Genomic DNA, 13,299 nt, shown 5'->3' with positions numbered 1-13,299 from the left:
CTGCGATCTTCGACGCATTTTGTCAATGACCAGATCGTGTAGCACAGCGGGTTGGGTATGAGGCGTGCTATGGGTGGACTGGGTGGGTGAGTGCCCAGTCGTCGGTGAGGACGGCGTCTTTGTTGTCGGTTCCGCCGTCTGTGAGGAGACCGATGTGGTAGAGGTGGTATTTGAATTGGAAGTGGATGCCTGATTTGTACACGGTCGGGTCAGCCAGCTCTGATTCGTCAATGTCGCCGTCAGCGGTGAGGACATCATCGCGGCGGTGTTGGGTGAAGAAGACTTCGACGGCGAGTGGTTGGTTGATGCGACAGGCTTCGTGGGCGACAGTGTCGATTGATGCAGTGTCGGTGCCGCGGTGGTGGATCTGCTCGAGTGCGTCGATGATGAGCTGGGTTGGGTCGTACTGGATCGCGACTGAGCGCGCGAGTTGTGCCCACCGCGGCGCGAGTTCGGTAAACGGAGTGGTTCGTCCTTTCCAGGCGGCGAATTCGTCGAGGGCTGCGGGGACGCTGCCGTGCTGGTCACGGGCAAAGCGAACGACTTCCGCGCCGAGCTGCGTGAGCGCATCCCCGTCCGGCTGACTCGTAACTAAATTCAGGAGGCGTGCCCCACGACGACCGCCGGACACGGTGTTGATGACGTGGTCGGCGTAGACCTCGTGAGTATCAGCGTCGGCGGTTAGCGCAAGCGGGTATCCGAGGTAGTTCTTCGGGTGGTTGACTGGGAAGCTGCCCTCGGTGAGGCGATGTGTGGCGGCTTGAAAGCGGACGGCGTCGATCGTTGTCGAGACGTCGCCGGCACCAGTGACGCGCGCTGGTTCGACCAGTGTCGCACTCTGCGGTCCTTCGACACCGACGACACCGACGTTAAGCTCTCGTGCAAGAGCGCGGCTGTGGTCGGTGATGCTCGGCATCGGTGCGGCAACGTAGCCGAGATTGACTTCGCCAAGGTGGGCGTGGGCTTGATTGATGCCGCGGCGGACGTCGGCGTCACTGGGGTCGGTGTTGTGACCTTTCGCTTCGACGACTGCAACTGGGGTTGTTGCAGCGTCAGCGTCGAGCACATCAGAGGCTGGCATGCCGATGCCGAGCAGGTCCGGCTCTCCGTTGGCAAGCCGTAACGTGTTGTACGGTGCGAGCCGGGACCGGACCCTGTCTGGGATGTCCCAGCCGCCCCAGGTCGGGGCGGTGAACTGGGTTTCCGTGACGGCGTACTGCGCGGTCTCGCTTCCGCTATCCGGGTAAAGCGTGTCTTTTGCGGCAGCGAGCACCGCGGGTTCGGCAAGCGTGGCGGCCATTGCTGAAGATGTTCACTGCCGATCGGTATCAAACGACCGGACATTGTGAAGATCGGAAGAGTCGCTTAGGGCAGGAAATATTCTGGCTCAGTCCACTTTGGTCGTGGACATCACTGTGTATCTCGGTGCTGAGGGATTTGTTGGAGGCGCCAGCCAGCGCTCAAGCATCCAGATTTTATTGTAATTCGTAGATTGTGCTGTATGCTGTTCATTCTCGAGGATGGATTTCTGTTAGCGTGATGTCCCGGGCATCACATTCCGTTTGCACTCGTTCAAATCGGCGCTGGGCTTTCGTTGTCCCGTAGACATCTTCTTCACCGCGCTGGAATGGGTTCTTGTTGGTGCAGATGAGGAGGTGGCGTGAGACTGTGTCTGGGAGTTCGGCGAGTTTTCGCAGATCGTTATTGAGGTACGGCCACTCGTCAAGGCTGTCTCGTTCGAGGCGAGACCCAGCGATATCAACGTTCTTGATGTATTTGATTTCGATTGCGTGAGTGATTGCTGCCGCCGGGAAATACTTGGTTCCGTCAACAAACCGGACTGTGAGATTCGGTGTTTCAGCTGAAGGGACATAGTCAAGATCGCTATACTGCGGGGTTGATTCCGGTTGCAGAACGGCGATATCGAGGCGTTTGTTGGCGTTCGGGGAGCCGTAGTTCACTTCTGATTGTACAGAGCTGATTTCGTGTGGTTCTGCAAGCCGACGGATGTATTTCTCTTTGTAGTTTGTTGTGTCGTCGTGGTCGAAGCCGCCTCGAGCGAGGATTGTCTCGCCGAGTTCCTGTCGAAGGAGGTGCTGGAGGCGGGCTTGCAGTGACTGCTCAACAGTGAAGTTGAGCGGTGTAGCTTGAAATTCTGTATCCAACTGGGTAATAGCTGAAGAGAGTGACATGAGAGGGAAATACAGATAGATGAGTAAATATCCCTCTCACTGTTGAACCCGTCATCCGTGAGTAGACTCTAATTAGACACTCTCTTCTACAGAATTTCTTTTGCTTCTACCGGACCGGAGTATTCTCAGGGCGGACCGTACCTGCAAGGACAATCCGGTTGCTCTGTACCGGAACAAACGAAGGAATGAGATCAATAGCTACACCAACCAAGTTGAGCTACCTATGAGCATGAGCGAGGGTACCGGAGTCGGCGTTGATGCATGTCCAGTTGGCTGGGTCGTGACCGTGATCGATGAGCACAGCCCTACCATCAAAACTTATGAGACCTTCAGCGAGGTAGAGCAAGCGAATGACGATGCGGACAAGATATTCGTCGATATCCCAATCGGTCTTCCCCAGGGTGAGCGCCGCCGGTGTGACCTGAAGGCGCGCGAGTTGCTTGGCTGCCGTGGGTCGTCAGTGTTTTTTCCACCGTGTGAGACAGCGGCGGCAAAACCGGATTATGAGAGTGCGAACAACGAGCACCGGGACAAAATGGAGCACGGGCTTTCCCAGCAAGCATACGCCATCAGTGAGAAGATTATCGAGGTCCAATCGGTCGTCGGCGATCGGTTTGACGGGTTGATCAGGGAGAGTCATCCGGAGTTGTGTTTTGCGGCGTTGAACGGGCAACCGGTCGCGTATCCCAAGTCGTCGGACCTCGGTCGCGGGGTCCGGATGCATCTCTTGACAGAGGTACTTCGTGATGCGGGCGCGCTGTATGAAGAGGCTCGAGAGAGATACCTGCTCAAAGAGGTGCGTCGCGATGATATCTTGGACTCGATGGTGCTTGCCCACGCTGCTCGAAGTGCGTCACTGAGAACGGCACCATCTGACCCTGCTTCGGATGAGCCGCGGATTTATTTTCCTGAGTTCAGAGTTGCAACTGTGGATGTTGAGTAGTGGTACTGGGTTGGAGCGGTTGTGGAGATGAGAACCGGACAGTGGTGCCACCGGTTACCTCGATCGACATGGATTCAACAGGTGTTGCTTGGTTGCGGAAAGCGGGTTAGGATGTAGCTCCTTCGCCATCAACGACTTTCACCGACTTCGGACAACTTTTCGAGCAGACAGCTGTTTTTGATTAGTCATATATTCCTGTCATTTCCTCGCGCTGTGGCGAATATGATATCGGGAATTATGCTTATTAGGAGCTACATGGCTCAAATTAGCGTTGATGAACTAGAGTCGGGGTATGAGATTGTGATTAGATGAAACTGTTTGGGAAGTACTGTATCGACACTGCTCTCATTGTTGGATCTTAGTGAAGGACCAGAACCTGGCTTATGCTTTTATTAATCCCCCGAATACAACCCGATGCCGTCGTTGACCTCGGCTGGAGGATGCGCATGGTACCTGCTGTGCGCCCTCTCATTGGTGGCGTCGGCGAACTATAGAATATGCATCTCCGTGGTTGACCCTGTCCGGGCCGCCCCGGACTGACCGTGGGTGAGTCACGGAAAACCCAGACAAAGCATCGGCATAGTGATAACTAAGCTCGAAGAAGTAGTGACAACTATGGAACACATCAGCGAACCAAACGCCGACAACACCGACGAAGCAGAACAGAACGCGAAATACGTACCAATCACCCTCACAACGACTAGTATCGACGATATCAGAGCGAGGGTGCGCGACGCCCTAGAGAAAGACAAACGTCGGCAAGCCGCCAGTCAAAAAGCCGACACTATCGCGAGCCAGTCAAGCGCGCTTTCGGCCGGAGCCCGAGGATCTCTCAGCGTGACAACCGATTCAACAGCCGAACTCAAAACACTACAAGACGCTGTCGGAATCGACGAATCAACTGTCCGTAACCTTCAGGAGGAACACGATCTCCAGCGGCTCCACCCGGCACGCCGGAAAGAATTCATCGGAGAGATACTCAGGACTCGAATCAAAGACCACGCAGACTCGGTCGTCGCCGAGACCAGTACAGAACTAGATGAAACCGCCGACGCAACCATGGCCGAATTCTTCGGCCAACCTGGAGAGACAGTCACAAAGCGTTGGTGGCAGGGAGACGCTGGCACATTCACTCAGCGCGAAAAAGATGAGTCAGAGCCAGTCACAACCGTCTCGATAGAAAACGCCACTACCGACAGCGGAAAACTGCCGGGAAAGTACATGCAGCCTGATGTCTACGTGCTCGAAGACGAATCGACGGTCACCATCGAATCCAGATACGGAACCGGTACCCTGACTGTCGATGCAGGGGGCTACTCATTCAGCCACCAGCCCCTAGAAACGATCGCCGCAAAGGCCGGTCTGATCGAAGTCGAATCTCGAGACGCCTCCTGCACGTCCTCGGACAAGGAAGCACTGGACGTTGCAATTGGGCGTGGTGAAGCCAAAGAGAAAGCTCACATCATCAAGCTTCAGTCTGGTGATGGCGGGTACAGCAACCGGTACGTGAAAGCTTGGACCGAGTTCCGAGACTTCGACCCTGAGCGACAGATGCTCTTGGTCAATCTCGGGCAAGCCAGCTACTATCGAAGCTCCATGCGGGGGAAGTCAGAACGCGCGTGGCTGATCGGTCAAGATGACGACCAAATCTGGTGCCAGCAGGTCTACACAACGCATGAAACCGTCGATGAAGCACTGGACTTCATCACGCCGGCTGAGGTCCAAAACTACCGTGAGGAAGGGCGTAAAGTGATCCGGCAAGGCGATATATTTTTCGTTCAGATGAAACAAGCGACGAACTTCGAGGACCTCAACGGAACTCGCCACGACGTCGTTGAACAAGACGACGGTCAAACCGTCATCACCCATCCAGAACACTCTGACCTCACGCTGGAAGGCCACTGGAAAGCCTATACAAACAACGACGGATCCCAATCATCAAGTACCCGAACACGCCGCATCCGAGATTGAATCACCGCACTCCATACTCCACCACAGCTGTCGGGTACCTTCGAACGCAAAGCCAGCGAAAACGGCTAAAGGGTTGCGGAGGTTCGACATCGGGGACATCTGTACTGAGCACGCGGTGAAACAATCCCGTTGTCAGTGCTGAAGCCGGTATACCCACGTAGTCGGTACGGCATGATCTTGTGATCGGAGAAGATGATCTGGAGTCTGTGTTCGTTAAGATGTACCGATACGACCACGATCGGCAGCGGAGTTACATGATGTCGTGCGTCTCGTAGAACTCTTCGATGGTGTCGCAGTCGTGTTCGTCGAGCATGGTGATCCAGCCGCCGAAGCGGTATCGGCGCCAGCATTGCTGGCCGTCGATGAACACGGGGTTTCGCCGCGGTCTGGCGGCATCTGGATCGTTCCGTCCTCTGCGTCGGGGCGTTCGCCAGGTGGCCAGCCGTGCCATGGGTCGTCGCCGTCGGCGTTCACAGCTCGCTCGTCGCAGGCCTCACACACCTGGTTCGGATACGTTGACTCCCCGATCGACGCACCGCAAATTGGACAGTCCATACCAGAACCATCAGCAGCGAGCACCTTGGGTCTCCCTCTCAAACTTCTCATCTATAACTAGATTTCCGGAATTCGGGACAACAACGTCTATTGGAACAATTGAGATGAATGCTGTCGAAGAAACAGTTGTAGAACTGCTTGAATAAGTGTCGCAGGAAACCACGTTACAGTGAGCGGGACCAGATGTTTCGGAAGCGAACCCGGAAGCCGTGGTCTTGGAGGCGCAGCGGTGCTGGGCCGTGCGGTTCGTAGTCAAGGTAGTCGCGGTAGGTTGTCGGGCCGAACGGCTCGGATTCACGATGGATGAGGACGCCGTTGTGGAAGGCGGTGATGCGTGCTGGAGCCGTGAGTGTGTCGTCGTCGAAGCGTGGGCGTCGCCACACGATGTCGAATGATTGCCACTCGCCTGAGGGGAGGCTGGCATCCACGCTTGGCGGGTGTTGGCCGTAGATGGCGCCGACCCAGCCGTCAGCGTAAATCGTGGTCTGTGAGCAGTCCAGGATCTGGAGTTCGTAGCGATCCGCGAGGAACACGCCGCTGTTGCCGGGGTACTCGGCGTCGCCTGGGTCTGCGGGGGTGGCCCATTCGATGTGGAGTTGGCAGTCACCGAGCGCAGTCGTGGTGCGGATATCGCCGGCGCCGGGTTCAACGACTAACTCCCCGTCTGCGACGGTCCACTCAGGGTCGCTGCCGTCGGCGGCGTCCCATCCGGCGAGGTCTGTGCCATTGAATAGTGGGGTCGCATCCGAGGGCGGGGCCTGGGTTACTGGGCCGGCTGGCGTCACTGAGGAGGGATGCGGCCGTGCAGGATCGTGCACGCGGTAGTCCGAGTCAGGGTGATATGGGGTGTCTGTAAAGCCTGGACGCTGCTCGCTCATACAGCAACGTGCACGGCAGCCGCCCTAAACGTGCTGTCCACAACACCCCGTCTCAGGTGATATCATCAGCGGTGACACAACGCCGCGTAGGTGTTGTTTCTACCCAGAAGCGGGGACAGTGTTTTTCTCCGCTTCTGTTGGACCGATAGATACGCGGCCCGAGTCGGGACTGTCGAGAAAGTCCAGTGGAAGCAAACCGGAATAAACAGCGGGTCAAGATCGGCGCCGCAGGCTGCACGTGTAGTTGCATACGGGTAGCATTCAGAACGAAGAGGTCCAGTCGTGGGGAATGAGTGCAGGGTCACAGATTGCGTGGACGGTTCAGTGGGTTTGCTGCGAATACCGGGATGGGATATGCCGGTGCTGCGCGACGGTGCTGTTCAGGTGGGGAACGAAAGCCCCCGACCGGTGGCAATCAGAGGGGAAAGTTGGTCGGGGGATGGGCTTCGGGCAGGAGTGTCGGCCTCCGTAAGCGGGGACCGACAATTAGGGTTCGCGACGCTCTTCTGTAAATACTTTCTGGAACGGGCATTCGTGTTATTCTCCCGGAAATAATTGCAGGGCATTCGTTGCTTATGGGGAGTATCTCTGTGCAGTCATGATGCTGCGCGGCCTGAGATTTATATGCGATGTCGGCAGCAGTTGCTGGCGATGGATCGGACAGAGGAGTTCCACCCGCAAGATTGGTTATTGATCGCTGAAGCGTTGTCGCAGTGGCGGCTAGAGTTAAGACACTTTGAACCGGAGCGAGCGGACCGTGCTGCCGAGTTGATCGAACGGATTAGTGACAAACAGGGATTGGACTCGGTGTGTATTGTCGCGCAGATCAACAAGGAGTGGAGCGGCTAACAGAAATCAGCGACACAGTCGATATTCGAGGGTCCCAGTGATGATTCCCTCACTCGATGACAGACTTCAACGTTCGTGCTGAACACGGGATGCCCATCCATCATGTGGAGAAAAACAAATTGACCGTATCAGACCGATTGCTACAGGGTAGCCAAGCGTCTGGTGAGATAAGCCCACGCAATCAGATCAGTTCTCGAAGACTCGTTGTAGGAATACGTCTACATCTGGTCGTTCGTGGTTAGGGAGCGATTGAAAGAATGAACGTGGTTCCACATTTTCGTAGTCCGTCTTGGGATCGAAGGCGAGAGCTGCTTCTCGTTTGCCCATGTCTTGATCCCTCGGGTAATAGTCCTCAATCTCACCGCTCAGGAGCAGCACGTTTTCCTTAAGCAAGGCCTCAACAAGCGCTACCCGTTGTTCTTCAACGGCTGACGCCGGGAGGATATCAGTAATGTTCTTTGTTTCGCAGGCGGCGAGGACTTTCGTCACCATATCTGCATGGCTCTCATTTACCGGGTTTCCATTTCGAATTTTCTCTTCGAGGTCCTCAAGCCGGTCAAATGCGTTATCCCACGATTCGTGTGTGATTTCAGTCGGGAGATTGTTGTGGTTGTATTCCGAGCTGTCGAATTCGTCTTCGGCCGCTTCTTGCAGTTCCTCTGCTAATTCGATGGAGGCTGGTTCATCACTGATGTTCTCGATTTGGTCTTGGACGGCGTCAATATCCAATATGGAGTACGTGGTGATGCCGAGTTCTGATAAGAAGTTATGGAAGCGCGTTACTTCGGATTTTCCTCCAACCTCCATTATTGGAATGCCGGACGTTCTGAAGTCCCACTCACTATCGAGGTGTGGCGCTAACTTCTGTAGGATAATGCGGTCGCAGGCGCCCTCGACGAGCACGATTTGGTCTGAGAAAATGTATTCAGAGACGCTATTGAGGTCAGTGACAAGCGGCCGGTCGGATTCGTCAACCTCTCGCACCAGTACTGAGTGGAACTGAGTGACGGTCGTTGCTTCAGCGTCGTTTTTTCGAACGATGTTGATCGTGTCAAGTATTGTGTGATCGATGAGAACGGGGGAGTGAGTTGAGAAGATGACCTGATTTTGGCTGTCGGTGATCTTAGAGAGAGCAGAGAGCAGTTGTTTCTGGAGTTGTGGGTAAAGATAGAGTTCAGCTTCCTCGAAGAGAATGAGGAGTGGTGGCGCTTTCCGTTTGTCGTCCTCTTCGTCTGTAGTGACGCTGAGGCGTCCTTGTTGGAGGTCGGCAAGTGTTCGCAGGAGACTGAAAATGAGTGTTCGTTTGACACCTTCGCCGACGTTTTCTTTGGAGAGTGACCCGTCGAGGTGTGTTTCGTCGATTTTGATGTCTGCGCCGGAGAATATATAGTTCATTGAAAAGCTGGGGAAGTCAAAGGAGACTTCGCGGTCATCGAATGTTTCACTGAGGTGGTCTGTAATGTGGTTCTCGATTTTCGTGATGCCGTCATGGTCCTGAAAGTCGAAGCCCTCCAGCTGTGCTTTCAGTTTCTTGTCGAGTTCTTCTTTGACGCCCTCAGAGATTGCATCGACCAGTTCCCCCACTTCACCACCGCGCTTTGTGGTTGAATCCATCTCTTTGACCGCCGGGATCGTGATGACATCGGGGAGAAGATCCTCGCGAACGACAGTTACCGTGCCTTGGGGAAAGTCAGTGGGGGCAATCGTCATGGCAAGCTCTTCTTCGTTTTGGTTGACGAATTCTTGATACTTGCTGGTCCAGATACCCTTGTTACGCTGCTTATCTCTGGGGATGATATCTGCCAATCGCTCATATCGGTCCGCCATCTCTTTCCGATAATCGGCTTTTGAATAGTTCGTGTCTGTTTTCTGCTTCTTCCAGAGCTTGTTCCGTACCTCCTCAATTGAACTCTTCCGGAGATCTTCGTCTTCTGGTACTCGCTGCAAAAGCTTGAATGACGGACTGGAATCTCCCTCACCATCGAACTGGCGACAAATACCCAGAACCCTGTTATAGGACTCATACTCAGAAATAAGGGCATCTCGGACACTGTCTCGTTTTTCGACGTCTTTGATTCGGTCCAAATCCTCGGAACTGATTTCGAAAAAACCTCTCACTTTGACGACTTCTTCATCCCGTTTTTGCCAAAATAACTCCTCGTCATTCGGCTTCTTTTCTTCTCTGAGCAGGAACCGTACCGCGGATAGAATGTTTGTCTTGCCAGCGTTGTTCTCCCCAACTAAACAGTCAAGGCCCTGAAATTCAATTGAGCCCTCTGCTGTCTGGTTTTTTATCGACCGAAAGCGTTCAATCTCAATGTTGACTAGCTTCATGCAGAACAACAATCAGCTTCAGATGATGAAATTACCGCATACAAGTGGGATGATTGAACAGTGTTCACCCTTCAGGAGACATACTGCTGCGTACACCCTCTATATTCGGCACGGACTTCGTAGCAGTGGTGAGTGATATAATCGATCTATGGAAGAAAAGTCAGCGGGTACTTTCTTGCAAAAGCTGTTTAGGTGTCTTTGTCTGATGGTGGTCGCTTGGAGAGCCGGTCGAAGCGGCTTTGTGCTTTGTCAGCTCGCTCTTTGGATTGATCGGGGTCGTATTCTGCGTCCAGAAGATTTCCGTTTGTGATCTTGACGGTCAGGACTGCGTCGGCGTGACGGGCGTCTTCAGGCAAGATTGATGCCTCGAGGACCGCATCGCCGACTTCGTCGCCGTGTTGTTCGAAAAACACGGTTGCGAGTCCGTCTTCGACGGTATCGACGACGGCGGTGTACTCACCGTCTGGAAGCGTTGTGATATCGGTCATGGGTAGGTTTCACTGAGGACTTGTTCACCGGTACTGTTAGTTACGATGACTGTATCGCCGGCGTTGTTCCAGATTGGGGAACTAGCACCCCAGTACAAATCGGTTGCTGTGTCAGTGCCGCTTCCCGTTCGAAGCGTCACTGTTGCGCTTGGATCTAGAGTGAATGCAGGAAATGTATAGGTGTGCCCAGCGTCGTCCGTGACTGTCCAGCCCGAGAGATCTATTGACTCGTCGCCAGTGTTTTCAAAGACAATGTACTCGTCGTTGAGATTCTCCCGGTCGTCACCATCCGCGTCAGCGTGAATCGTTGCGACACTCAACTCGCCGCTGGTCGTTCCGCCGTCGGTAACGGTGGTTGCTGTCGGGTCAGTGACTGGCTCGCCGCCAAGCCGCAGCCGTTCAACCAGGTCGCCGCTCGTCCCCGGTTCGACAGGGGCACCGTCGCGCAGTGCTTGCGGGTCGGTCGGCGCGTCTTGCTGTGTCCGAACGGAAACGCCCTGCCCATCGCTGACAAGCACGATATCGCCATGCGTGGCCGTCCAGAACGTTGGTAACGACCGATCAGCAAACCGTTCCAGTACCTCTTCAGTTGGGTGGCCGTACTGTGAATCGTAGGCGCTGGAGACGATGATGGCTTGGGGCTGGACGGTGTCGAGGAATGACTCGCTGGAGGAACTCGATGAGCCGTGGTGGCCGGCTTTCAGCACAGTTGCTTGGAGTTGAGAGCCGTAGGTATCGACGAGGTAGGCTTCTTGGTCGTCTTCGGCGTCGCCGGTGAGCAGGAAACTCGTTTCGCCGTGCGTGAGTTTGAGGACGATGCTGTTCTCGTTGCGCGCCTCGTTTTCGAGATACGGCTCCGGTGGGCCGAGCACTGCGACATCGACGCCGTCGAGCGGGATCGAGTCGCCTTCACGCGTCTCATACAGCGTCACATCGTGCTCCTCGATCGCGTCGAGATACTCCGCGTAGGTTTGTGTGCTGGCAGCGATCCCTGGGTCGTAGACAGCGCCGATCCCGTCGGCTTCCGTCTCGAAGTACTCGATGATCGCTGCATTGCCCCCGATGTGATCCGCGTCGTTGTGGGAGGTGATGAGGTAGTCGATGCGGTCGATATTGTGTCGCTGCAAATATTGGAGGACGTACTCGCCGTCATCACGGTAGTGCCCACTATCGATAAGCATCGTTTCGCCAGTTGGCCCGACAACAAGCGTACTCACCGATTGACCGACGTTGATGAAATGAACCTCCAGTGTGCCGTTGGCGTCCGTAGTGCCAGTCGTGGTCTGGGACAGGTCGTCGTCAGTTGTCGGCGCGGGTGTGGTGTCTGGGCCGACACCGGTGGAACAGCCGGCAAGCACGATGAGGAAGGCGACCGCGATCGCGGTGACCGTCGTGCGGGCGGTATAAAGACTCACTGGTTGGGGTACCGGCCGCATCTGTATAATTTGTCCGGCCGTCACTACCGCTGAGAGTGCGTGCACGTCGTCTTCGCTGTCGCGAATCTTAATTGCCAGCCGATTATTGAATGGTGCCGGGTTGTGTATTCGGCGTGCGTCAGTGTTGGAGTGTAGCCGTGTATTGGCTGCCAGCACCTTCTCCGAAGCCAACGGGTGCGTGCTGGGAAATTGATTTGGTGGCGGAGATGATGGTGTTGGGATAGAAGATGGCTGTTCTGGACGATCTCTCGGGGTTCGAGTTCGAGGACGTGATGGAGGACGTCTTTCGGAATCTCGGGTACGAGAACGTCCGGCAGGCCGAGCGAACGGCCGACGAGGGGCGGGACATTCTGATGGAGGAGGTTGTGGACGGGACGCGGCGTGGCGTGGTCGTTGAGTGCAAACACACCGACACGGTCGGCCGCCCGGTCGTGCAGAAGCTGCATTCGGCGGTCGCGACATTCGAGTTCGACGGGCCGAAACGCGGAATGGTGGCGACGACGGGGCGGTTCACGGGGCCTGCCGAAGAATACGCCGACCGATTGCGGAAGAACGACGACCCGTATCCGGTTGAGTTGATCGATGGCGAGGATCTCCGTGAGATCGCCGACGAGATCGGGCTCGATCTGTATAACGGCCGAATCGAGATTCTGTGCGACATGACGCTACGCCCGTACGACCCGGCGGCGTCGGTCAACGCTCCGGTCGAAGCGGCCTTCCGTGACGTCGAAAATATTGAGGCTGCTGAGTTGCCCGAGCCGTACAGCCGGGCGGTGTTTCGGCCGGTCGTCGAAATCACGGCTGACACGGACGCGGTGTTCGAGACGAGTGTCGGCGTGATCCATCGGATTAACGAGCGCACCCGGTTCGTCGTGCATGCAGACCGGGGCCAGCCGTCGGTCGCTGACGACACTGTGGCGCGGCTCGTCTCGGAGAACAGGCACGCAGCGGTCGAACTGGACACCGATCGGTTCGGCGATGTATTCGATGAACTCGAGGAGAAACGCTTCGGGCAGACCCAGACAGAGTACAAAGACTGGGCGGTCGATCGTCTCCAGGAGCATCACACGACGACAGTCCAGTACACCGGCGACAACAACGTCACCTACACCAAGACCTGCGAACCGAACCTTTCAGACATCTCGGTGCAATCGATCGAACCCGTGTATCTGCCTGAAGTCTGGCAGACAACTGATCTCCAGCAGTACACCTACCCTTACGAGTATTTCGCGGCCGGCCCGTCACGCGTCACCACTGAAGACGGTATCCACCGCTGCGTGCACTGTGACACAAGCGGTGGCGATGAGACCTACACGTACTGTGCGAACTGCGGCAGCATCAGTTGCACCGATCACATCAAGGCCGAACGCCTTGAAGGTGAACCGGTCTGCACTGGGTGTGCCGTCACGGAGCGATTCGCGCTGAAGACGAAATACTTCTATGACGAGGACAACCGCGACACCTTCCGTGAACAGTACGAAGCTATGCCGATCCACAGGAAAGCGATGGAGAACAAGCCACTGTTAGTGGGGAGTATCATCACGGCAGTTCTCTTTGTGATCGGAGTGCTCGCAACGAGTGGGGCGATCTGATTGGCGGTCCACAAGATATTGAAGCCATTAAGGCTCTGTTGAAACCCTCAGCCGTTGATAA

Annotated in this window: 11 protein-coding genes; 4 read left to right on the top strand and 7 right to left on the bottom strand. The window is 55.6% G+C overall.

Features of this window, described 5'->3' with window-relative positions; translation table 11 throughout:
• Positions 1 to 67 precede the first annotated feature (67 nt).
• Both DV733_RS09310 and DV733_RS09305 read right to left on the bottom strand, forming a co-directional pair.
• A complete protein-coding gene (locus DV733_RS09310; RefSeq protein WP_049994957.1) occupies positions 68 to 1,300 on the bottom strand; it encodes a hypothetical protein in 1,233 nt (410 codons plus the stop codon).
• Positions 1,301 to 1,508: 208 nt separating this feature from the next.
• Positions 1,509 to 2,192, bottom strand: coding sequence for a hypothetical protein (locus DV733_RS09305; RefSeq protein WP_049994958.1), 684 nt, complete (start codon positions 2,190 to 2,192; stop codon positions 1,509 to 1,511).
• Positions 2,193 to 2,421: 229 nt separating this feature from the next.
• Here DV733_RS09305 and DV733_RS09300 point away from each other — a divergent pair, with 229 nt between their 5' ends.
• The gene (locus tag DV733_RS09300; protein ID WP_049994959.1) at positions 2,422 to 3,135 is read left to right on the top strand and encodes a DUF429 domain-containing protein; all 714 of its coding nucleotides are present in this window, start codon (positions 2,422 to 2,424) and stop codon (positions 3,133 to 3,135) included.
• 615 nt (positions 3,136 to 3,750) lie between these two features.
• Positions 3,751 to 5,106 carry a hypothetical protein gene (locus DV733_RS09295; protein ID WP_049994960.1) on the top strand — a complete coding sequence of 452 codons (1,356 nt, stop codon included), beginning with the start codon at positions 3,751 to 3,753 and terminating at the stop codon, positions 5,104 to 5,106.
• A 250-nt stretch (positions 5,107 to 5,356) separates the two neighbouring features.
• On the opposite strand, the gene DV733_RS09290 is transcribed toward DV733_RS09295, so the two are convergent.
• Both DV733_RS09290 and DV733_RS09285 read right to left on the bottom strand, forming a co-directional pair.
• Positions 5,357 to 5,557: a hypothetical protein gene (locus DV733_RS09290; protein WP_136342319.1), complete on the bottom strand. Its 201-nt coding sequence runs from the start codon at positions 5,555 to 5,557 to the stop codon at positions 5,357 to 5,359.
• Positions 5,558 to 5,825: 268 nt separating this feature from the next.
• Positions 5,826 to 6,539 (bottom strand): 3-keto-disaccharide hydrolase, encoded by a 714-nt coding sequence (locus tag DV733_RS09285; RefSeq protein ID WP_079979527.1) that lies wholly within the window; start codon positions 6,537 to 6,539, stop codon positions 5,826 to 5,828.
• 651 nt (positions 6,540 to 7,190) lie between these two features.
• Between DV733_RS09285 and DV733_RS09280 the strand changes: the two genes are divergently transcribed.
• Complete coding sequence (locus DV733_RS09280; protein WP_049994962.1) at positions 7,191 to 7,388, top strand: hypothetical protein; 198 nt, start codon at positions 7,191 to 7,193, stop codon at positions 7,386 to 7,388.
• Between the two features lie 186 nt (positions 7,389 to 7,574).
• Here DV733_RS09280 and DV733_RS09275 read toward each other — a convergent pair whose 3' ends face one another.
• From DV733_RS09275 to DV733_RS09265, 3 genes are all read right to left on the bottom strand, one after another.
• Complete coding sequence (locus DV733_RS09275) at positions 7,575 to 9,722, bottom strand: AAA family ATPase (protein WP_049994963.1); 2,148 nt, start codon at positions 9,720 to 9,722, stop codon at positions 7,575 to 7,577.
• A 188-nt stretch (positions 9,723 to 9,910) separates the two neighbouring features.
• Positions 9,911 to 10,210, bottom strand: a complete 300-nt coding sequence (locus tag DV733_RS09270; protein ID WP_049994964.1) for a DUF3006 family protein — start codon at positions 10,208 to 10,210, stop codon at positions 9,911 to 9,913.
• On the bottom strand, positions 10,207 to 11,625 hold the full coding sequence (locus tag DV733_RS09265) for a lamin tail domain-containing protein (RefSeq protein WP_237560525.1): 1,419 nt from the start codon (positions 11,623 to 11,625) through the stop codon (positions 10,207 to 10,209). Before DV733_RS09265 ends, DV733_RS09270 begins: the two co-directional genes overlap by 4 nt.
• 248 nt (positions 11,626 to 11,873) lie before the next feature.
• Here DV733_RS09265 and DV733_RS09260 point away from each other — a divergent pair, with 248 nt between their 5' ends.
• Positions 11,874 to 13,238: a restriction endonuclease gene (locus tag DV733_RS09260; protein WP_049994965.1), complete on the top strand. Its 1,365-nt coding sequence runs from the start codon at positions 11,874 to 11,876 to the stop codon at positions 13,236 to 13,238.
• The last annotated feature ends 61 nt before the right edge of the window (positions 13,239 to 13,299 follow it).

This window comes from Halapricum salinum (genome assembly GCF_004799665.1).
Taxonomy (GTDB): Archaea; Halobacteriota; Halobacteria; order Halobacteriales; family Haloarculaceae; genus Halapricum; species Halapricum salinum.
Note: the sequence above shows the minus strand (reverse complement) of the source record. Positions and strands in the feature narration are given on the sequence as shown.

Excerpts from the sequence above, each read along its gene's own strand:
- DV733_RS09290 (WP_136342319.1), bottom strand. The coding sequence starts at position 5,557 with ATGGCACGGCTGGCCACCTGGCGAACGCCCCGACGCAGAGGACGGAAC.
- DV733_RS09310 (WP_049994957.1), bottom strand. The coding sequence starts at position 1,300 with ATGGCCGCCACGCTTGCCGAACCCGCGGTGCTCGCTGCCGCAAAAGAC.
- DV733_RS09305 (WP_049994958.1), bottom strand. The coding sequence starts at position 2,192 with ATGTCACTCTCTTCAGCTATTACCCAGTTGGATACAGAATTTCAAGCT.
- DV733_RS09300 (WP_049994959.1), top strand. The coding sequence starts at position 2,422 with ATGAGCGAGGGTACCGGAGTCGGCGTTGATGCATGTCCAGTTGGCTGG.
- DV733_RS09280 (WP_049994962.1), top strand. The coding sequence starts at position 7,191 with ATGGATCGGACAGAGGAGTTCCACCCGCAAGATTGGTTATTGATCGCT.
- DV733_RS09270 (WP_049994964.1), bottom strand. The coding sequence starts at position 10,210 with ATGACCGATATCACAACGCTTCCAGACGGTGAGTACACCGCCGTCGTC.
- DV733_RS09260 (WP_049994965.1), top strand. The coding sequence starts at position 11,874 with ATGGCTGTTCTGGACGATCTCTCGGGGTTCGAGTTCGAGGACGTGATG.
- DV733_RS09285 (WP_079979527.1), bottom strand. The coding sequence starts at position 6,539 with ATGAGCGAGCAGCGTCCAGGCTTTACAGACACCCCATATCACCCTGAC.
- DV733_RS09295 (WP_049994960.1), top strand. The coding sequence starts at position 3,751 with ATGGAACACATCAGCGAACCAAACGCCGACAACACCGACGAAGCAGAA.
- DV733_RS09275 (WP_049994963.1), bottom strand. The coding sequence starts at position 9,722 with ATGAAGCTAGTCAACATTGAGATTGAACGCTTTCGGTCGATAAAAAAC.